Here is a 19,380-nt window from a genome sequence, read left to right as displayed (position 1 = left end):
CAGGCGCCCACCGTCGAAAGCAGCGGTGATCTTCTTGCGGCCAACGGCTGGAAACGGGAAGGTGGCAGGTGTATCGTCCGGCATGGCGAGTGTGGCACAGGGCAATTGGTGGCAGGGATTAGTCTCAACAACCAAATCCTACGCTGCTTCAAGTGCTTAAGCTACACTCGCCAGCCTTCATCAACCTTCCCATGCATAAGAACGGCTAGGAGATCCTGAGATGGTAGGGCGTTGGTGGAAACCGATTGCGGGCATGGCTCTTGTCGCTGGAGCGCTGACTGCCGCTCCGGCCATGGCTCAGAACAAGACCCTCACGATCTCCTGGTGGGGTTTCAACGGCGACAAGCTGGAAGAAATCATTCTCAAGCCGTTTCGCGCCCAGTGCGGCTGCGAGCTGGTCTTCGAAACCGGCAACAATGCCGACCGCCTGAACAAGATCAAGATCCGCGGCGGCGGCGGGGTGGATGTCGTCTATCTCACCGACAGCTACTCCCAGATCGGCATCCAGGAAGGCCTGTTCCAGCCAGTCGACCGCTCGAAGGTCCCCAACGTCAACGGCATCTACGAACTCGCCAAGGAGCCGCAAGGCAAGTTCGGTCCCGCCTACACCATCGGCCGCGTCGGCATTATCTATGACAGCGCCAAGGTGTCGGCACCGATCACCTCCTGGAACCACCTTTGGCGCGACGATCTCAAGCGCCGTGTCTCGCTCCCCGGCATCACCACCACCGCCGGCCCGATGACGGTTCTGGTCGCCGCCAACAAGGCGGGCGTCGATCCCTACAAGGACGAGAGTGCGGCCTTCAAGGCTCTCGAGCAGCTGAAGCCCAACGTGGTCAAGAACTACAACACCGGCTCGGAGCTCGTGAACCTGTTCTCGACCGGCGAGGTCTCCGTCGCTATGGCGCAGGACTTCGCTCTGGCCCAGATCCAGGCGGCCGTGCCGACGGTGCGCTGGGCCGAGCTGAAGGAGGGCGATTATGCCACCCTCAACACGGTGAACATTGCCAAGGGCGCTGCGAACCCCGATCTGGCGCACCAGTTCATCAACTTCATCCTCGAACCCAAGATCCAGCAGACGCTGGCCGAGCGGGGCGTCGATGCTCCTGTTGCCACCGCAGTGCAGCTGAAGCCCGAGGAAGCGGCCCGTTGGACCTATGGCCAGAAGATGATCTCGTCCCTCAAGCGTCTCGACTACGAGAAGCTGAATGCGGCGAAGAACGACTGGCTCGATGCCTGGAGCGAGGTCTTCGGGAAGTAATCCTGCCATCATGACATCAAGACACTTCTGGCGCCGGGATGGCGCAACCGGGTGGGCGCTGTCAGCGCCCGCCACGCTCGCCGTGATCGGATTCCTGATCGTGCCGATCGGAGCGGTGATCGCGGGAACCTTCATGGATCCGCGCGGGGCTTTCTCCCCCTACATCTCCTATTTCAACAGCGGCTTTCGCACGACTGTCCTGTTTCGGACGCTGCAGATTTCGGCCTTCACGACGATCATCTCCCTGATCTTCGGCTTCATGACCGCCTATGTGGTGTCGCGTGCGCCGGGCAAGCTGAAGAGCCTGCTCATCGTGGCGGCGGTGTTTCCGCTTCTGACGGGCGTCGTGGTCCGCGCCTTCGCCTGGCTCATCATTCTTGGCCGCAACGGCATCCTGAACCAGACCCTACTCGCGCTCGGCATCGTCAACGAGCCGCTCGAGTTGCTCTACACGCAAGGCGCCGTCATCATCGGCATGGTCTATCTCTTCGTGCCGCTCATGGTTCTGTCGCTGGTCGGTGTGCTTGAGAACATCCCTCGCGATGTGCTGCAGGCCTCCTCGTCGCTCGGCGCTTCGCCCATGGCGACGTTCTGGCAGGTCCTGCTTCCCCTGGCCGTGCCTGGCCTCATCGTCGGTGCCGTGCTGGTCTTCACCGGCAGCTTCACGGCTTACGCGATCCCGCAGCTTTTGGGCGGTGAGCGCCAGACCGTGCTCGCGACGCTTCTGCAGCAGCGCGCCATGGTCTCGTTCGACTGGGTCGGCGCCTCGACGATTGCGACCATCATGACGGTCATCACCATCTCCATCGTTCTTGCGATGAGCCACATCGCCCGCCGCATCAACCCCATGGCCACGTGATGTCCGACAGACCTCATCCCATCCTCATCGCCGTCGCGGCGCTGGTCTATCTCTTCCTGATGGTGCCGCTGGTCATTGTGGTCGGCGCGGCACTCAGCGACACGACCTACCTGACCTTTCCGCCGCGGGGGCTCTCCTTGCGCTGGTTCGAAAACATCTTCGAGATCAGCGCCTTCCGGCGGACCATCGTCACCAGCCTCCAGATCGCCTTTTTGGGCACGCTGATCGCGCTCCTGATCGGCGTTCCGGCGGCCTATGCCCTCAATCGATTCCGGGTCGAGCTTCCGCGCTGGCTCGGAACGCTGTTCGTGCTGCCGATCCTCGTACCCGAAATCGTGTTCGGCTTCGCGCTTCTGAAGTCGTTGACGGTCGGGGCAGGCCTTCCGATCTTCGCGGCCCTTCTGATCGGTCACACGCTGATCGTGCTGCCCTATGTGGTGCGGGTGATCAGCGCGAGCCTGGCCTCCTTTGACTTCTCCATCGAGGAGGCAGCGATCAGCTTAGGGAGCGCTCCGGTGAAAACCTTCTTCACCATCGTGCTGCCGAATGTGAGGGCAGGGGTGATCGCCGCATTCATTCTCGCCTTCATCACCTCGCTTAATGACGTGTCAGTGTCGCTCTTCCTGACAGGACCGGGCATCAGCACTCTGCCGATCCAGATCCTGGCGCATGTGGAGCAGTTCTTCGACCCGACGGTCGCCTCCGTCTCCGTCCTTCTGATGTTCCTCACCGTGGCCGTGATGGCCATCGTGGAGCGAACCCTCGGCCTCACCTTTCTTGCGAAGTAGCTTTCCGTGGCACAGCCTCTCGATATCAACGCCGTTTCCGCCCATTACGGGACGACCAAGGTTCTCGAAGATCTCTCGCTCTCGGTTCAGGCCGGAGAACTCGTGTCCCTCCTCGGTGCCAGCGGCTGCGGCAAGACCACGACCCTGCGCCTCATCGCCGGTTTTCTATCGCCCACCAGCGGATCGATCCTGCTCGGCGGGCGCGACTTGACGCGGTTGCCAACACATAAGCGCGATATCGGCCTGGTCTTCCAGAACTACGCCCTGTTCCCGCACCTGTCGGTCCTCGACAACGTCGCCTTCGGCCTCAAACAGCGGGGCATCGCCCCAGCCGAGCGTCGCAAGCGAGCCTTGGCCATGCTGGAGCGCGTGGGCCTCGCAACTCTCGCAGACCGCGCGCCGGGCGCGCTCTCGGGCGGACAGAAGCAGCGTGTCGCTTTGGCGCGGGCGCTCGTTATCGAGCCGCCGCTCCTGATGTTCGACGAGCCACTCTCCAATCTCGATGCCAAGCTCAGGGTCGAGATGCGCGTCGAGATCCGCCAACTGCAGCGCGCCAACGGCACCACCTCGGTCAACGGCACCACCTCGGTCTATGTCACGCACGACCAGGAGGAGGCGTTCTCGATCTCCGACCGCGTCGCCATCATGGATGCCGGGCGCCTCATGCAGTTTGATCGGCCTGAGGTGCTCTACCGCCGTCCGGCCAACACCTTCGTGGCCCGTTTCGTCGGCTTCGAAAACATCATTCCCTTGAAGGTGGTTGCGCGCGACGGCGATGTCGTGACCGCTGAGATAGCAGGAATGCGACTGCGGCTGTCTCAGAACCTGTTCGGCGCGATCCCGGACACGTTCCTGCTCGCCACGCGGCCCGATGGCCTGATGGTATCGACCGCTTCGGCCGCTGAAGGGCTTCCCGCCCGATTGGGCCTGCGGACCTATCTCGGCCGAGCCTATCAGTATCACTGTGAGACGGCTGCAGGCCATCTGATTGGCAACGGTAGCCTGACGGCGCCGTTGGAGGCAGGCACAAGCGTGAAGCTCGTGCCGGTGCCGGAGCAATCCACCATCCTTGCCTCCGAGGAGGACGAGTGATGGCTGCGATTCTGATCAAGAACGCCTGCCTTCTGCCTATCGATACGACCATGAGCGTCATCGACGGCGGATGGATCCATGTCGAGGGCAGCACGATCCGGGCGCTTGGGTCCGGCGAGCCGCCTCAGGTGGAAGGCGCCGAGATCATCGACGTCGACGGCGATGTGGTCATGCCCGGCATGGTCAATCCCCACGCGCATCTGGCGATGACGCTCTTCCGCGGCCTCGGCGAAGACGTGGACGACCGGCTTTTCCGCTATGTGCTGCCGATGGAGCGCAAGTTCGTGACGCCGGAGATGGTGCGTGTCGGCACGCTTCTCGGCGCGCTCGAATCCATTGAGGCGGGCGTCACCACCATCGCCGACATGTATTATTACGAGACCGAGGTCGGGCGGGTACTTGATCAAGCCGGGCTGCGAGGTGTGGTCGGCCAGACCCTCGCGACCTTCGATCCGCCCGATCACAAGACCATCGACGAGGGATTTGCCCTTGTCGAAGAGCTGGTGGCCGAGTTCTCGGGTCACGAGCGGATCGTTCCGTCCATCGCGCCCCATGCGCCGTACTCGACCGACGTCGAAATCATGGCCCGCGTCGCCCGGTGGGCCGAGGCACATCCGGGCGTGCCGGTGCAGCTCCATCTCGCCGAGATGGACAGCGAGATGGAATGGTGCCGCAAGAACCACGGCCTGCGGCCCGTCGCGGTGGTCGAGAAGGCGGGGCTTCTGCTGCCCGGACTGATCACGGCCCATTGCCTGCATATCGACCCCTTCGAGATCGAGCGCATGGCCAAAGCGGATGTACGCGTGGCCCACAATGCCCGCTCGAATGCGAAGGCCGGGCGCGGCATCGCGCCCATCGAGGCCATGCGGGCGGCGGGCATCAAGGTCGGCATCGCCACCGACGGACCGATGAGCGGCAACACCCTCGACCTGTTCAGCCAGTTTGGTCCGGTTTCCATGTTCCAGAAGCTGCTCGGTCACAGCCGCAAGCCCATGCCGGCGGCCCAGGTGATCCGCATGGCAACGCTGGAAGGAGCGCAGGTGCTGGGTCTCGACAGCCGCATCGGTTCGCTCGAGCCCGGCAAGCAGGCGGATCTCATCCGCATCGACCTGTCGGCGCCGCGTCTGCAGCCGGTCTACGACATCTACGCCACGCTGGTGTTTTCAGCGATGCCGGCTGATGTGCAGGACGTGATGGTCGGCGGCCGCTGGATCATGCGCGGCCGCAATGTCCAGAGCCTGGAGCGCAAGAAGATCCTGCGCGATGCGGGCCAAATCGCAGCCACGTTCAAGGCCGAGATGGCGCGGATCGACGCGGCGGGCTGATTCTTACCAGACGACCGGGTGCGTCTGTCCGGTCGCCACGTTGACGAAGCCTTGTGGAGCGGCCTCGCACGGCGCGACCAGCACCCAGCGCCAGGGCGCACAGGTGAGGGTCGCGAACTGGAGCCGCTCCGGAAAGCCCGGAAACCAGCGCGGCGAGAAGGTGGGCTCGTACAGCCATTCGATCTTTGCCGCTTCCGCGTACAGCTGCTGCATCTCGGCATCGAGGTCTTCCGCCGGGCGCTGGGTCATCAACCCACCGATCTCGTAGCGCACCTCGGCCAGCACCTTTCCGCCGCTGACGAGAACCCAGCCGCCGCCGATTTCCGCAACGCGGTTGGCCACCATCGCCATGGCTTCGTCGGACGATCCTACGATCCAGAGATTGTGCTTGTCGTGAGCGACCGTGCAGCCGACCGCCGTATCGGGCGTTTTCGGGCCGCAGCCAAGCCAGAACATGCGGGAGATCTTTGCCTCGCCTGAAAAGCGGTCGACGATGGCGAATTTCGTTACGTTACGCCCTAAGTCACGCTGAACCTCACCGGCGTCTACAGGAAGTTCCATCGTGATGAAGTCGTCGTGCCAGTGGAACGGTCGCAGCAGTGCCGCCTGCACGCTGGCGCGGTCGGGTGCGGCGACGACGAAATCCCTCGCTTCAATCCTGCGCTGGATGTTCACTGTCTTCGAGGCCCAGTCGGGCCATTCGATGGAGGGCAGAGGACCCAGATAATCCGTTCCCTTGGACACCGGCTTTCCGTCCGCCCAGACCTCAGCGATCGAGAGCGTCTCCACGTCGTCGAGAAGCACGATATCCGCGAAGCGTCCTGGCGCGATGCTGCCGACCCAGTGTCAGCCGCATGTGTCGAGCTGGATTGATCGTGACGCACTGGATCGCGATCTCAGGCGAGAGCCCCGACTGAACGGCCAAGCGGACATTGTGATCCGTGGCGCCCATCCGCAGCGTATCCGACGCGCTGCGGTCATCGGTGGCGAAAGCTACCTGCGACCAGTCCGAGAGACCGCGCTGAAGCAGTCCCCCGATGATCTCAGGCATCGAATGCGGCCTGATCTCGATGAAGATGCCGTGGCGCAGCTTGTCCCAGACTTCCTCAGCCGTCCAACCCTCGTGATCGGAGGCAAGTCCCGCTGCGGAAGGCGTTAATGGAGTTCATATCGCGCAAGCCCGCGCCGTGACCCTCCACGACGCCACGCTTCTCGAACGTCGCCTGGATCATGCCCCAGAGCCGCTTGTGCGAAGGGTTCTCCGGGTTCCAGACGGCGGGCCAATCCATGACCTCGTCGAGGCCCGCGACCATGAGGCTTTCTCTCAGAAAGCCAGCCTGCTCGTCGTAACCGTAGTATCCGCCACCCCATTCGTAGGCTGTCGGAGGCACGGCCGATCCCGGAAGCGGGAAGATCTTCATCGGCGAGCCGTGCCGCCGGGCGGTGAGCCAGAATTCGAGGTTGTGGGGGCCATCCACGTTCGAGAATTCATGGCTTGCCTCACAGGTCCAGGTATTGCCGCGCGGCAGAACGAGCGCCGCCTCGTATTCGGGCGTGATGTGCGAGCTCTCGATATGCTTGTGCACCTCACCGAATCCAGGGACAGCGGCGAGATCGCTGCGATCCGCGTGCGCACGAGCCGTTCCGGGGTAGGTGCCTGAAGGTCCGGTCCAGGCGATGCGCCGGCCGCGGATGGCGATCTCCTGATCCTCGACCCACGTGCGCGTGTGAACATCGAGCAGGCGACCGACCCGCAACAGCATATCGGCAGGCCGCTTGCTCAGGGCGACCAGAACGAGACCCTGGCGGATGTTCACCTCATCCTCGGCATTCACCAGGAGATCGTCGGGAAGCGAGGCTGAATGGATCACGGAGCACCTGTGACTATGGTCAAATTCCGTCCGGTGTCGGATAAGCGGCCGCACGGACTCACAGCAAGGTTTCTAACCTCATCATGCCTCACGCAAAACCCCGGCTGATCGTCATCGATACGGATCCAGGCATCGACGATGCCATTGGAATCCTGCTTGCCCTTGCCTCCGCTGAATTTGCCATTGCGGGCATGGCGACGGTTGCCGGCAACATCGGCATTGAAACGACGACTCGAAACGCGGGCCGGCTGCTGGCTTTCGTCAGCCGGGAGGATATTCCGGTCTTCGCAGGTGCGGCTACGCCTCTGTCCCGGCCGGACCTGAGCCGCTGAACCTGCATGGGAAAGACGGCATCGGCGGCGTCGCTCTGCCTGATCCCACAAAGCAGCCGGAAAACCAGCCTGCCGTCGCATGGCTGGCGGAACTCCTGCTCAACGAGCCGGCCGGTACAGTCGATGTGCTCGCTCTCGGACCGCTGACCAACATCGCCCGCCTCATTCTCGAAAAGCCGGAAGCCGCCAGTCGCATCGGCCGGATCATAGCCATGGGAGGCGTGGTTCACGAGGCTGGCAATGTGGGTCCGCGCTCCGAGTTCAATCTGTGGGCCGATCCGGAAGCGGCGGCTGTCGTCGTGTCTTCGGGACTGCCCCTCGTGCTCGTGCCGCTGGACGTGACCCGACAGGTGCGCGCCACGCGGGATTTCGCGGAGGCGCTGTCTGCGACCGGGATGCCTCTGGCCGCCATGGTCGCCGATCTCATTGAGTCCTATTTCGAGACCACGACTCATCGGCAAAGCCGTCCGCTCCACGACCCTTGCGTGATGCTGTTCGCACTGGCACCGGAACTCTTCCGTCTGGAGGATTTGCGCTTGAGCGTCAGTACCGGTTCCACGGAGGAAGCGGGAGCGTTGACGATCGGGGAGAAAGGGACGCTGGTTCAAGTCGCCTTGGGCGTCGATGGTTCAGCCGTTCTCGATCTACTCTCCGCGAAATTGACCGCTATCTGAGGCATGAATGGTCTCACGAGTCGTATGGAGCGCACGATGCAGAATGAACCGCCCAAGCCGGAACTGGACGAGGAGACGATCGCCTTCGCCCAGCGGGTCTTTCAGCATGCCAGGGCAGGGCAGGCGCAGGATCTCGAGGAATTGTTGCGCATGGGGCTGCCGCCGAATCTGCGCAACGAGAAAGGCGACTCGCTCCTGATGCTGGCGAGCTACCACGGCCATGTCGATGCCGTGCGGGTTCTCCTGGCGCATGGCGCAGACCCGGAACTCGCCAACGATCGCGGGCAGACGCCCTTGGCGGGCGCGGCCTTCAAAGGCGACATGGCAACGGTCCAATGCCTGCTGGACGGTGGAGCGGATGCCAACGGCCGCAGCGAGGGCGGAAAAACCCCGCTCATGATCGCAGCCATGTTCAACCGCACCGAGATCGCCGAGGCCCTTCTGGCGCGAGGAGCGGATCTCCAGGCACGCGATGCGGGCGGCCTCACCGCCGAAGCGCTTGCCGGCGCCATGGGCGCCGCGGACACGGCGGAGCAACTTGCCAGGGCGGCACCGAATTTCTGAGATCAGGCAGGACTTGGTGGCCTATGGGCCGTCAGAAGCCCGTAGCGCATCGATCCGGTGGCATAGGCCAGCCAGATCCGCGGAAGGCTCAAGGCAAAGATGCGGTTCTGGGAGCGCGCATCGAGCAGGTAGCGCCGGTAGTGCGAATGGGTCAGGAGCTTCTTTGCAACCCGTCCGGTGCAAAGAGCCCAGGTGCGCCTCACCTTCAGGCTGAGATCCTCGAATCCATCCACGACGAAGCCGGCCGTTTCCGCCCATTCGCGGTATTCCGCCTCGGTGCCCATACCAGGCAGGCGTCCTTCACGACAGATCGGCTCGAGGAGCAGGCGCTCCTCCCAGGGGTGGGCCTTATCGCGTGCGAGCCAAGCATAGATGGCAAGCCGCCCAACCGGTCGGAGAGTTCGATACGCTTCGTCGAAGAACCGCTGCTTGTCCGTCATATGCTCGGAACTCTCGATCGCGATCACATGGTCGAAGGCGCCATCTTCGAATGTGTTCGCGAGCCAATCCTGCCGCATGAACTGGAGAAGGGGCGATCCGGCCGCTCGTCTTTCTGCCTGCCGAAGCTGCGCGGATGAGAGGGTGACGCCCATGACATGGACACCGTGATGCTCGGCAAGCCATTCGGCCGTCGCTCCATAGCCGCAGCCGATGTCGCAAACCTGCTGCCCGGGCCTTAGCGCCAATGTGTCGGCCAAATGTGCGATCAGAGCCTCGACAGCTTGATCCGGTGCTTCCCGGCCCGTCGTCCAGAGACCGTGATGGACGTGCTCGCCCCAGATCTCGCGATAGAACGGATCGAGCTCATCATAATGCTCCGCGACAGCGGCGGATGACTGAGGCTCTCTGGGGACGATCATGATGCAGAAAGCGCTCTGCTCATGGAGGCCTCCTGCACACGGGTCAGCGTCGTCACATGCCGCATCGCAGCCGGCCAGATCCGGCACAGATGAAAGACCGCTCGCTGTCCTGCCGCGTGTCGCACGGCGCGGTTCAGGATGGATGCGAGCCGGATCGAGCGGTGGATATCGGAGCGGATCCAGCCATGGTAGATCGAACTCACCCTGCCATGCGCAAGAAAAGTTGAGGCGGCAAGACATCCGCTGTGCAGAGCGATCGACATGCCCTCGCCGGTAAAGGATGGAATGACGCCGACCTGATCGCCCAGCCGGAACAAGCCTTGTGGCTCGTTTGGGTCCGGCGCGTGGACAAAGCCGTAGGGGATTTGGAAGATGGACAGCGGGCGCTCGAAAAGCGCCCGCGCGCCTTGGAGGCGTTCCGCGATATACGGACACCCACCGATGATGCGATCGAGAAGGGTGTCCCAGCTTCTGCTGACCTGTTCAAAACATTGCCGAGAAACGACGAGGCAGAGATTGGCAACATACTGCTCGACCATCTGGAGCCCGGCATAACCGCCTGAAAAGAGAATGACTTCCACGGCGCCCTCGAGCGCCTGCTGCTGCTCCTCTGCCAAATGATAATGCATCTTGAAGCCGATGAGGTCGTCCATGGCGCCGGCATACACTCGCTTCATCCCTCTGACGTCATGCTTGCCCGTTGCCAGGAAAGCAGTCGCCGCAGAGATTTGACCGCTAGACGCAACATCGATGCGGACCTTCGAAGGATCTACAGAGATGGACTTGACAGCCTGGCCTCTGATGATCCGGGCTCCTCGGGAATGGGCCTGCTGCAGCAGAGCCTCGTCCAGGATCCTGCGGGATAATCCTCTGGCGACAAAGGGCAGGCGGACTTTTGTCATACTCCGCCCCTGGATGAGGCGCAGGTGCGAGATGCGGCTTGCTCCAAGTGCGTCGAGGTCGATGCCGAGATGGGCCAAATAGGTCTGAGCCTCGATGCTTAGAAACTCGCCGCAGACCTTGTGTCGCGGCTCCGCATCGCGTTCGATCAGGAGCGCAGGTCGTCCGGCACCGGCGAGAATGCTGGCCGCGGATGCGCCGGCGAGACCGCCGCCGACGATCACGATCTCTTCTGCGCGTCCCTCGCTCATTTCAATCGGCTCACGCAGAGGCGGAAGGCCGGATACCAGCGGATTTGAGCAGTTCCAGGCTTAAGACCGGCTGAAGCCAGAATTGTCTCCCAATCCTTCCGGCGGAAGCTGCGGGCTATCGAGATCGGGCCATCATGCCGCACGAAGCGATGCCATCCGGCCGCCCAGGACAAGGCGCGGAAGAAATGGAACGGGATGGGATGACGGTAGAGATCGGCGATGTACCAGCCGCGCGTGGCGACCCGCTCCATCCAGCGGACAAAGCCTGCAAGCTCCTCATTCGACATGTGGTGCGTCGTCTGCGAGCAGATGATGAAGTCGATGGGGCGTTCAGGCTGGAAATCGAAGACGTTGCCGGTCCGGTAATTGATGCCAACACCGGGAGGCGTCGCAGCGCGGGCAATCAGCTCGCTCATGGGGTTGAGATCGACGCCGATCAGGCTGGCGGGCCGGTTCCGACGGCGGCTCCAGGCATGGATCCGTCGCAGCAGGTCACCGTATCCATATCCGACATCGAGGATCGTCACCCGATCCTGTGGGTTCAGGTGGCGGGTGGCGCGGTCGAGCCATTTCAGGATCGGTCCATGTGTCATGGTCACGACATTGACCGTGGCCAGATCCTTCAGGCAGGAGCGGTAGTCGTCGAGACTGACGGCCTCGGTATCCATCCATTCCGTCTCGGGGCTGCGCTCGGCAAAACTCCGACTCATGGGGCTTCATCCGGCAAGGGTGAAGCGGAAGGTTTCGGCCACCAATCCCGGGCCGAATGCCATTCCGAAACCGTTTGAACTCGGAGGGGCATCCTGCATGATCCGGCCGAGAACGAACATCAGTGTGGCGGACGACATGTTGCCGAAGTCTCGCAACACATTACGCGACCAGCGCAACGCCTCAGGCCCGAGGTCGAGACCCTGTTCGACCGCATCAAGGATTGTTCTCCCGCCGGCGTGGACTGCCCAGAGGTCGAAATCGTCCTTGTGCTGGCCGCGCAGGATACCGCCATCATCATTGCGGGTGGCCTCGTGGCGAAGGGCTTTCGTAATCTGCTGGGGAACCTCTCCGGACAGGCTCATCTCGAACCCAGCATCGCCGATACGCCAGGTGATGAGATCGCGGGTATCCGGAATCGTCGCGACGCGAAAATCCTTGAGCGCAATGCCTTTCGGTTCGGCCGAGACGAGGCTCGCCGCGCATCCGTCGCCGAACAGCAGGGCGCTGAGGATGACCTCGAGGTCGGAGGTTTCCTGAAGATGGAGCGTGCAGAGTTCCAGATTGACCACCAGGACCCTGGCGCTTGGCTCGGACCGGACGATGTGATGAGAAACCTTCAGAGCGTTGACGGCGGCGGCGCAGCCCATGAACCCTACCATGGTGCGCTCGATGGAGGGATTGAGCCCTAAACGCTCCATGAGCTGCTGATCGAGCCCCGGGGCTGTAAATCCGGTGCAGGAAGCGACCACCATGTGGGTGATGGATGTCAGGTCCTCTTGCAGGCCGAGAGCCTCGATGGCCTGCTGCGCGAGATCGACGGCATGGGTCTCGAAGCGCTGCATGCGGGCACCGGTCCCGACAAACTGTCCAGGTCGGAAAAAGCCTTCTCGGTCAGCGGCTGCCTCAAGGTTATCGCTCGGCGGTAGGGTCGAGTAGCGGTGTTCGATCCCCGACCGCTGGACCATCCGCCTGAAGATCAGCTTGTCCTTCCGCTCAGACAGAAACTGATCCACGAAGCCGATGAAGGTCTGGTGGACATCGTGCTGCGGAACGGCGGTGCCGATCCGGTTGATATACGCGCCTGCCAAGGAAACCACCCTGTCTACCTTGGCCCTGGCCCGGACACCGAGCAATCAGAGCCCTACAAAGGCGGAGATAGGGCGGCTTGGAGATGAGGAAACGAAGGTTGACGCAGAAGTCGCACCCCGGGAGGCTTCAATGGGGTATGGGGGCGGCCACCGTTTCGGGCTGGGCAGGCTCGGCTGGAGCCGCACCCTGAGGCTGCCCCCGCTTGAGCGTCTGTTCCCGCGCGAAGATAAACAGACCGGCCGCAACGACGATGAAGATGCCGACCAATGCCAGAGCATCGGGCCATTCGTCGAAGAACAGCGCCCCGATGGCCAGAGCCCAGAGGATCTGGCTGTACTGAGCCGCTCCGAGCCGGTCAGCCGGAGCGTACAAGGTCGCGATGATAAACAGGGCTTGCGCAACGAAGGCGGTTGCGGCGAAGGCGAGCAGCAGCACCCATTGATGCATCATCGGCCAGGCAAAGCCCGGAATCATCAGAATTCCGGCCAGAAGTGTCGTTGCCAGGAAGACGGTTCCGATCAAGGTGAAACGTTTCTCGGAGTGACCGATCATCCTGCCCGTAATGACACCGCCTGCCGAGCATAAGGCGGTGGCGAGCGCCGCCAGGTGGCCCGGCAGAAACTCCTTGAAGCCCGGACGCACGATGATCAGCACGCCGATGAAGGCCGCGCAGACGGCAAGGCCACGGCGCCATCGGACATGCTCCTTCAGCACGAAGATGGAGAGGATCGTGACCAGGCTGGGCATGAGGAACATAAGGGCGAAGGCCTCCGCGAAGGGCAGGCTCCGGAAGGCCATGACGCTGAGCGGCGTCGTAATGGCGATCAGGAAAACCCGAAGCCCCATGAGCCAGGGCTTATTCCACCGCACCAGATCGACGAGCCTGTCGCCGGGCTTCATGAAGACAGGCGATAGGAGAAAGGGAATGAGATATCCGAAGAAGGTCACCTCGAAGGGATCGAGGCCGTGCCCGATTTCCTTTACCAACGCGTCGCCCCAGGCGAAGACGGCAAAGGCAAGAAATGCAAGAACAATACCTTTGACCATGGTCGGACAATCCCGCAGGACGGCGGCGGTGAGGATGCGCAGGGACGAGCGGTTGCGCCAGGCGCGTCCGGACGGGGTGAGAGGATAAGGGAACTATCTCGGCATGACGAGGCGGGGGCGCTTGCGCTCGACCACCACGACCTTCGGGCCTTCGCTCCGCTCAGACATGATCATACGCTCGGGCAGGCGCTCGGAACGGCGGGGCTGGGACACCGACTTCAGCACGACGGGACGTACTTCATCCTCCGGCAGTCCCATGAGCTGTGCGGCGATCTCGACCTGGCTTTCAATGTTATCCGTCAGTCCTTGTGCCGCGACAACCGCCTCCTCGAGGACGGGGGGTTCGACTCGGGTCACGCGCCGGTTCCGGCTCTCGGATGATTTCTTCTTGGCTAGCATTGGGCTTCTCCTGCGCAGACCCCTTAGCCCATTGAACCTGGGATTGCGTAATGCGCGATTGAGGCGGCAGGGCTGCATCCAGCGCAAGCGAGGCCGAAACCCTGTCGCTGCTGTTGAACGCTACGCAAGGGAAACTTGATCCATGGTGTGCTGTTAAAATGCCGAAAGCAGCGGGTTTCAGACGGATCTGCAAAGAGGAACCAGGACTGAGATTATCCTATGTGAATAAGGACCGTCTGTTGCCGGTTTGAAAGAACCGGGACTCGACCCTGCGGCCTGTCTCAGCCATGGATGCTTCAAAGCGCTGGCTCTTCTGTACCAGGGGAATTAAGTCTGGCGCGTTGTCACACAGGCAAAGCGGCCCAAGTCCTGAACGAAAGGCATTACCGTGTTCACAGCCAAGATTCTTCTCCTCGGATCGGGCGAGCTCGGCAAGGAGTTCGTGATCTCGACCAAGCGCTATGGCTGCTACGTGGTGGCCTGTGACAGCTATGCGAACGCTCCCGCCATGCAGGTGGCGGACGAGTCCGAGGTGTTTTCCATGCTCGATGCGGGTGCCCTCAGGAACGCTATCGAGAAGCATCGGCCCGATTTCATCGTTCCGGAGATCGAGGCGATCCGCACGGAAGTGCTGCAGGATTTCGAGGACAAGGGATTTACGGTCGTTCCCTCCGCCCGAGCCGCGTCGCTGACCATGAACCGGGACCGGATTCGGGAGCTTGCCGCAACCGAACTTGGTCTGCGCACGTCAAAGTACCGCTATGCGGAAAGCCTGGAAGAGGTGAGGGAAGGTGCCGAGCACACGGGTCTGCCCTGTGTGATCAAGCCGGTTATGTCCTCTTCCGGCAAAGGACAGAGCACGGTGAGAACGCCCGATCAGTTGGAACTGGCCTGGAACGATGCCGTGGCGAACATGCGCGGGGACCGGAAGAAGGTGATCGTCGAGGAGTTCATCGCCTTCGAGTACGAGATCACCCTGCTGACGATCCGCTCGCGTGAGGGCGTCTCGTTCTGCGAACCCATCGGGCATCGGCAGGAGCGAGGCGATTACCAGGAATCCTGGCAGCCGACCCCCATGACCGAGAAGCTGCTCGACGACGCCAAGGAAATGGCCCGGAAGGTCGTCGATAATCTCGGCGGCTACGGGATCTTCGGCGTCGAGTTCTTCGTGACCCGTGACGAGGTGGTTTTCTCCGAGCTCTCCCCCCGCCCTCATGACACGGGCCTCGTGACACTTCTTTCCCAGAACCTGTCAGAGTTTGACCTTCATGCCCGCGCCGTGCTGGGCCTGCCGATCCCACAGGTTCGACTGCACGGTCCCACCGCCTCGGCCGTGATCCTGGCCGACCGGGAGGCCGAGCGGTTTACGATTCAAGGGCTGAGCAATGCCCTCGTCTTGGGCTCGGCGGACGCGGACGTGGAGGTGCGTATCTTCGGCAAGCCGACCACCCGCAAGCACCGCCGCATGGGGGTCGCTCTGGCCTCCGGCGGTACGGTGGAGGAAGCGCGCGAGCGGGCGCGGCAGGCGGCTAGCCGGGTCCAGATCGGATACGAGCCCTGAGCGGGCACTGACGCCACTCGCTCGGGATGGCCGCTGCGGCTTTTGAGTGTCGGATTGGTCACAGGTACAGGGTGATTGTCGCGCCCTATGGCACTTGGCTGTGAGCCGCCTAAATACGGACAAACTCTGTCAGGCAACAACGAGGGGGCTGGCGGCCGCCCAGCATAGTGATTGAAGACGATCAATTTCGAAGCGCTCTTCAGCGCGTCTCCGAACCCTTACGTGCTGCTGGACCTCTCGCTCACCATTGTCGGGATGAACGACGCCTATCTCCACGTCACCATGCGCAAGCGGGAGGACCTGCTCGGACGCAACATGTTCGAGGCATTTCCGAGCGATCCCGATTCTTCGAGCCACCGGCAACTGCGAGGTTCCCTTGAGAAAGTCGTCCGGGAGAAGACTGCGGATTATCTATCGTTGATCGAGTACGCCATTCCGCTGCCGAGCGGCCAGGGATTCGAGGAGCGCTACTGGAGTGCGACCCATACGCCGCTCTTCAACCACAACGGCGAGATGACCTTCATTCTCCAGCACACGGTCGATGTTACGGAACTACATCGGCTGCGGAACCTGGCGAGAACCACAATCCTGCCGTCCGGTCCCTCCGCGCTGATCGAAACGGATATGTTCCGCCGCGCGCAGGCCGTGCAGGAAGCCAACCAAGCTCTGAGTGAGGAGCGACAGCACCTGCGAGGATTGTTCCAGCAGGCGCCCGGCTTCATGGCCGCCCTCGGCGGGCCCGATCACGTCTTCACCATGGCCAATGCGGCCTATCTCCAGCTGATCGGTCGTGAGAACATTGTTGGGAAGCCCGTCCGGGACGCGTTGCCGGAGGTGGTAGGGCAGGGCTTCATCGATCTTCTCGACCGGGTTTATCACAGCGGTCAGCCTTTCGTTGGCCGAAGCATCCGTGTTCACTTGAGGCAGTCCTCCGGGGATGTTCGGGAGGAGCGCTTTCTCGATTTCGTTTATCAGCCGATCTTCGATCCCGATGGACAGGTGTCCGGCATCTTCGTGCAGGGTCATGATGTCACTGAGCAGAAACGCAGCGAGGAGGCCCTGCGCGAAAGCGAAGAGAGATTCCGCGCCATTGCCAATTCAATCGACCAGCTGATCTGGGCGACGCAGCCGGACGGGCATCACGACTACTACAACCAGCGCTGGTACGAGTATACGGGCGTTCCAGAAGGCTCGACCGATGGCGAGGCCTGGAATGGCATGTTCCATCCGGATGATCAGGAGCGGGCGTGGGGCGTCTGGCGCCACTGCCTTGCGACGGGCGAGCCGTACCACATCGAATACCGGTTGCGGCATCGCTCCGGTGAGTACCGATGGGTGCTCGGACGGGCCCAGGCGGTTCGTGACGAGGAAGGGCGGATCAAACGCTGGTTCGGAACCTGCACCGACATCCATGATCTCAGGCAGGCTCAAGACGCGCTTCGAGAGAGCCGCGAGCGTGCACTGCGCACCGAGGAGGAAACCCGCCGACTGGCATCGATCCTGGCGGAGCGGGTGACCGAACTCGATGCCGCGAACGAAGAGATTCAGCGCTTCGCTTATATCGTTAGCCATGATCTGCGGGCTCCGCTCGTCAACGTCATGGGTTTCACGAGCGAGCTCGAAGGGGCGCAGGCCGAGATCGAGCGGTTCTACCGGAATGTTCGGCAAGCCGATTCCAACCTGATCTCGCCGGAAATACGCGCGGCTATCGAATCCGATCTGCCAGAGGCGATCGGCTTCATCCGGTCCTCGACCGTGAAGATGGACAAGCTGATCCGTGCGATCCTGAAACTGTCCCGTGAGGGAAGGCGGGTTCTGGCTCCCGAGCCCATCGATATGGCCCAACTGCTCGAGGCCCAGCGCCACAGCGTTGCGCATCAGCTGCACGAGCGGAGCGCGATACTGCTGATCGAGCCCCTTCCCGATCTCACCAGCGATCGGCTGGCCATCGAGCAGATCTTCGGGAACCTCATCGACAATGCGGTAAAATACCTTCACCCATCCCGCCCTGGTCGGATTGCGGTCCGGGGGCGGCATCTCGGGGCCAATGTTATCTATGAGATCGAGGATAATGGGCGGGGCATCGATCCGAAGGATTTCGAGAGGATCTTCGATCTGTTCCGACGCTCCGGAGTCCAGGATCAGCAGGGCGAGGGAATCGGGCTTGCACATGTACGCGCTCTTGTGCGAAGGCTCGGCGGGACAATCTCCGTATCGTCGCGGCTGGGCGAGGGCTCGATCTTCACCGTCGTCCTGCCAAGCTATATCAGCATGAGTTCGGAAGCCGCCTGATGCCCCACCAACAGCCCGTCACCATCATCATGGTCGAGGACGATGAGGGACATGCCCGCCTGATTGAGAAGAACATCCGCCGGGCGGGCGTCTACAACGAACTTCGCACCTTCACCAGTGGGACGGCTGCCCTGGAGCACCTGTTCAGCGAAGCGGTGCGCAATGCCGGTCCCTTCCTGGTTTTGCTCGATCTCAACCTGCCGGACATGAACGGGGTCGACATTCTCGCCAAACTGAAAAGCGACGAGAAGCTGAAACGTGCTCCGGTGGTGGTGCTCACGACTACGGATGATCGGCGCGAAGTGCAGCGCTGCTACGACCTCGGTGCCAATGTCTACATCACCAAGCCGGTGGAATACGAGTCCTTCTCGCAGGCCATCCGCCAGCTTGGGCTCTTCCTTTCAGTCATTCAGGTTCCCGAAGCCCTATGAGCCAGGGCGTCTCGGAAACCCCACCGATCCGGCTTCTTTATATCGATGACGATCACGGCCTTGGCCGGCTCGTCGAGCGCTCGCTGTCACGCTACGGCTTTCAGGTCAGACATGCCCTCAGCGGCGATGAGGGTCTGAATCATCTTGCCGCCGAGCATTTCGACGTGATCGCGCTCGATCACTTCATGCCCGGCAAGGAAGGCCTCGAGGTTCTCACCGAAATCCGGACCCTCTCCAATCCGCCTCCGGTCGTCTACGTGACCGGAGCCGATGAGGGGAGGATTGCAGTCGCCGCCCTGAAGGCAGGCGCGGCCGACTACGTCATCAAGGATGTCGGCGGGGTTTTCCTCGATCTCCTCCGGACGGCTGCCGAGCAGGCGCTCGCCGCCGAAAGGCTCCGCCAGGGGAAGGAGGCCGCGGAAAGGGAAATGCGCGAGGCGCGAGAGCGGGCAGAGATGCTGCTCCGCGAGGTGGATCATCGCGTTGCAAACAGTTTGCAACTGGTCGCGTCCCTCGTCGCCATGCAGCAGCGGGCGCTCGGCAGCGATACCGTCGCGAGAGACACGTTGCGGGAAACCCAAAGCCGCATCACGGCCATCTCGCAGATCCACCGGCGCCTTTACACCTCGAACGACGTGCGGTTCGTCGAGATGGATACCTACCTGCAAGGTCTTGTCGAGGAACTCGAGGGCGCCATGCGTGCCGCTGGGCGCGAGCACACGATTACCCTGTTGGCTGAGACGATTTCGATTCCGACGGACAAGGCGGTCTCCGTTGGCGTGATCGTAACAGAACTTGTCACGAACGCTTTCAAATATGCTTATCCGGCCGGCAGGACGGGTGATATCCGTGTTGGCCTGTCTTCCGCAGACGGTCATGCGGTACTTGTTGTCGAGGATGACGGGATCGGGTGGAAGGGCACCGGGGTGGTGCAGGGAAGCGGCCTTGGCACGAAGATCGTGAAAGCCATGGCATCCAACCTACAATCCGCCATCGAGTTCGATCAGAATCACATGGGGACCCGGGCCAGCCTGTCCTTCGTGATCTAGATCGTTAAATTTGGTCGAAGAGCA

The 19,380-nt window shown here is 62.3% G+C and carries 18 protein-coding genes and 1 pseudogene; 12 read left to right on the top strand and 7 right to left on the bottom strand.

The window, feature by feature from the left end; genetic code table 11:
* The first annotated feature begins 220 nt into the window (after positions 1 to 220).
* From FS320_RS13110 to FS320_RS13090, 5 genes are read left to right on the top strand one after another with little or no spacing between them, the layout of a single operon-like run.
* The gene (locus FS320_RS13110; protein WP_152712179.1) at positions 221 to 1,261 is read left to right on the top strand and encodes an ABC transporter substrate-binding protein; all 1,041 of its coding nucleotides are present in this window, start codon (positions 221 to 223) and stop codon (positions 1,259 to 1,261) included.
* A 10-nt stretch (positions 1,262 to 1,271) separates the two neighbouring features.
* Entirely contained in the window at positions 1,272 to 2,120 is an 849-nt protein-coding gene (locus FS320_RS13105; RefSeq protein WP_152712177.1) for an ABC transporter permease, read from the top strand.
* Positions 2,117 to 2,908 (top strand): ABC transporter permease subunit, encoded by a 792-nt coding sequence (locus tag FS320_RS13100; protein WP_162002961.1) that lies wholly within the window; start codon positions 2,117 to 2,119, stop codon positions 2,906 to 2,908. The genes FS320_RS13105 and FS320_RS13100 overlap by 4 nt, the downstream gene beginning before the upstream one ends.
* A 6-nt stretch (positions 2,909 to 2,914) precedes the next feature.
* The gene (locus tag FS320_RS13095; protein WP_162002960.1) at positions 2,915 to 4,000 is read left to right on the top strand and encodes an ATP-binding cassette domain-containing protein; all 1,086 of its coding nucleotides are present in this window, start codon (positions 2,915 to 2,917) and stop codon (positions 3,998 to 4,000) included.
* The gene (locus tag FS320_RS13090; protein ID WP_152712173.1) at positions 4,000 to 5,325 is read left to right on the top strand and encodes an amidohydrolase family protein; all 1,326 of its coding nucleotides are present in this window, start codon (positions 4,000 to 4,002) and stop codon (positions 5,323 to 5,325) included. Before FS320_RS13095 ends, FS320_RS13090 begins: the two co-directional genes overlap by 1 nt.
* 3 nt (positions 5,326 to 5,328) lie before the next feature.
* On the opposite strand, the pseudogene FS320_RS13085 reads toward FS320_RS13090, so the two are convergent.
* A pseudogene (locus FS320_RS13085) lies at positions 5,329 to 7,196 on the bottom strand (adenine deaminase).
* 83 nt (positions 7,197 to 7,279) lie between these two features.
* Between FS320_RS13085 and FS320_RS49750 the strand changes: the two are divergent.
* Genes FS320_RS49750 through FS320_RS13075 form a run of 3 tightly spaced genes read left to right on the top strand, consistent with a single transcriptional unit; the run spans position 7,280 to position 8,766 of the window.
* Positions 7,280 to 7,528, top strand: a complete 249-nt coding sequence (locus FS320_RS49750) for a nucleoside hydrolase (protein WP_274597170.1) — start codon at positions 7,280 to 7,282, stop codon at positions 7,526 to 7,528.
* Positions 7,525 to 8,202, top strand: a complete 678-nt coding sequence (locus FS320_RS13080) for a nucleoside hydrolase (protein WP_338105324.1) — start codon at positions 7,525 to 7,527, stop codon at positions 8,200 to 8,202. Before FS320_RS49750 ends, FS320_RS13080 begins: the two co-directional genes overlap by 4 nt.
* A 36-nt stretch (positions 8,203 to 8,238) precedes the next feature.
* Positions 8,239 to 8,766, top strand: a complete 528-nt coding sequence (locus tag FS320_RS13075; RefSeq protein WP_152712171.1) for an ankyrin repeat domain-containing protein — start codon at positions 8,239 to 8,241, stop codon at positions 8,764 to 8,766.
* Between the two features lie 2 nt (positions 8,767 to 8,768).
* Here the strand turns inward: FS320_RS13075 and FS320_RS13070 are convergent, their stop codons facing one another.
* From FS320_RS13070 to FS320_RS13045, 6 genes are all read right to left on the bottom strand, one after another.
* A complete protein-coding gene (locus tag FS320_RS13070; RefSeq protein ID WP_152712169.1) occupies positions 8,769 to 9,626 on the bottom strand; it encodes an SAM-dependent methyltransferase in 858 nt (285 codons plus the stop codon).
* On the bottom strand, positions 9,623 to 10,777 hold the full coding sequence (locus tag FS320_RS13065) for an NAD(P)/FAD-dependent oxidoreductase (RefSeq protein ID WP_152712167.1): 1,155 nt from the start codon (positions 10,775 to 10,777) through the stop codon (positions 9,623 to 9,625). Before FS320_RS13065 ends, FS320_RS13070 begins: the two co-directional genes overlap by 4 nt.
* The gene (locus FS320_RS13060; RefSeq protein WP_152712165.1) at positions 10,774 to 11,487 is read right to left on the bottom strand and encodes a methyltransferase domain-containing protein; all 714 of its coding nucleotides are present in this window, start codon (positions 11,485 to 11,487) and stop codon (positions 10,774 to 10,776) included. Before FS320_RS13060 ends, FS320_RS13065 begins: the two co-directional genes overlap by 4 nt.
* Before the next feature lie 6 nt (positions 11,488 to 11,493).
* Positions 11,494 to 12,585 (bottom strand): type III polyketide synthase, encoded by a 1,092-nt coding sequence (locus FS320_RS13055; RefSeq protein WP_162002959.1) that lies wholly within the window; start codon positions 12,583 to 12,585, stop codon positions 11,494 to 11,496.
* A 118-nt stretch (positions 12,586 to 12,703) separates the two neighbouring features.
* Positions 12,704 to 13,624, bottom strand: coding sequence for a DMT family transporter (locus FS320_RS13050; protein WP_152712161.1), 921 nt, complete (start codon positions 13,622 to 13,624; stop codon positions 12,704 to 12,706).
* 93 nt (positions 13,625 to 13,717) lie between these two features.
* Positions 13,718 to 14,023 (bottom strand): hypothetical protein, encoded by a 306-nt coding sequence (locus FS320_RS13045; RefSeq protein WP_152712159.1) that lies wholly within the window; start codon positions 14,021 to 14,023, stop codon positions 13,718 to 13,720.
* A 388-nt stretch (positions 14,024 to 14,411) separates the two neighbouring features.
* Between FS320_RS13045 and purT the strand changes: the two genes are divergently transcribed.
* The 4 genes from purT to FS320_RS13025 all read left to right on the top strand — a co-directional run bounded on the left by purT (position 14,412) and on the right by FS320_RS13025 (position 19,356).
* Positions 14,412 to 15,584, top strand: a complete 1,173-nt coding sequence (gene purT, locus FS320_RS13040; RefSeq protein ID WP_162002958.1) for a formate-dependent phosphoribosylglycinamide formyltransferase — start codon at positions 14,412 to 14,414, stop codon at positions 15,582 to 15,584.
* Between the two features lie 171 nt (positions 15,585 to 15,755).
* Positions 15,756 to 17,876 carry a PAS domain-containing sensor histidine kinase gene (locus FS320_RS13035; RefSeq protein WP_152712158.1) on the top strand — a complete coding sequence of 707 codons (2,121 nt, stop codon included), beginning with the start codon at positions 15,756 to 15,758 and terminating at the stop codon, positions 17,874 to 17,876.
* Positions 17,876 to 18,307 (top strand): response regulator, encoded by a 432-nt coding sequence (locus tag FS320_RS13030; protein WP_152712156.1) that lies wholly within the window; start codon positions 17,876 to 17,878, stop codon positions 18,305 to 18,307. Before FS320_RS13035 ends, FS320_RS13030 begins: the two co-directional genes overlap by 1 nt.
* Positions 18,304 to 19,356 (top strand): histidine kinase dimerization/phosphoacceptor domain -containing protein, encoded by a 1,053-nt coding sequence (locus tag FS320_RS13025; protein ID WP_152712154.1) that lies wholly within the window; start codon positions 18,304 to 18,306, stop codon positions 19,354 to 19,356. The genes FS320_RS13030 and FS320_RS13025 overlap by 4 nt, the downstream gene beginning before the upstream one ends.
* Positions 19,357 to 19,380: the final 24 nt, after the last annotated feature.

It is taken from the genome of Microvirga tunisiensis (assembly GCF_009296175.1).
Classification (GTDB): Bacteria; Pseudomonadota; Alphaproteobacteria; order Rhizobiales; family Beijerinckiaceae; genus Microvirga; species Microvirga tunisiensis.
Note: the sequence above shows the minus strand (reverse complement) of the source record. Positions and strands in the feature narration are given on the sequence as shown.

Coding starts and splice junctions, on each gene's coding strand:
- FS320_RS13065 (WP_152712167.1), bottom strand. CDS start 10,777: ATGAGCGAGGGACGCGCAGAAGAGATCGTGATCGTCGGCGGCGGTCTC.
- FS320_RS13075 (WP_152712171.1), top strand. CDS start 8,239: ATGCAGAATGAACCGCCCAAGCCGGAACTGGACGAGGAGACGATCGCC.
- FS320_RS13025 (WP_152712154.1), top strand. CDS start 18,304: ATGAGCCAGGGCGTCTCGGAAACCCCACCGATCCGGCTTCTTTATATC.
- FS320_RS13050 (WP_152712161.1), bottom strand. CDS start 13,624: ATGGTCAAAGGTATTGTTCTTGCATTTCTTGCCTTTGCCGTCTTCGCC.
- FS320_RS13110 (WP_152712179.1), top strand. CDS start 221: ATGGTAGGGCGTTGGTGGAAACCGATTGCGGGCATGGCTCTTGTCGCT.
- FS320_RS49750 (WP_274597170.1), top strand. CDS start 7,280: ATGCCTCACGCAAAACCCCGGCTGATCGTCATCGATACGGATCCAGGC.
- FS320_RS13030 (WP_152712156.1), top strand. CDS start 17,876: ATGCCCCACCAACAGCCCGTCACCATCATCATGGTCGAGGACGATGAG.
- FS320_RS13060 (WP_152712165.1), bottom strand. CDS start 11,487: ATGAGTCGGAGTTTTGCCGAGCGCAGCCCCGAGACGGAATGGATGGAT.
- FS320_RS13090 (WP_152712173.1), top strand. CDS start 4,000: ATGGCTGCGATTCTGATCAAGAACGCCTGCCTTCTGCCTATCGATACG.
- FS320_RS13105 (WP_152712177.1), top strand. CDS start 1,272: ATGACATCAAGACACTTCTGGCGCCGGGATGGCGCAACCGGGTGGGCG.
- FS320_RS13045 (WP_152712159.1), bottom strand. CDS start 14,023: ATGCTAGCCAAGAAGAAATCATCCGAGAGCCGGAACCGGCGCGTGACC.
- FS320_RS13070 (WP_152712169.1), bottom strand. CDS start 9,626: ATGATCGTCCCCAGAGAGCCTCAGTCATCCGCCGCTGTCGCGGAGCAT.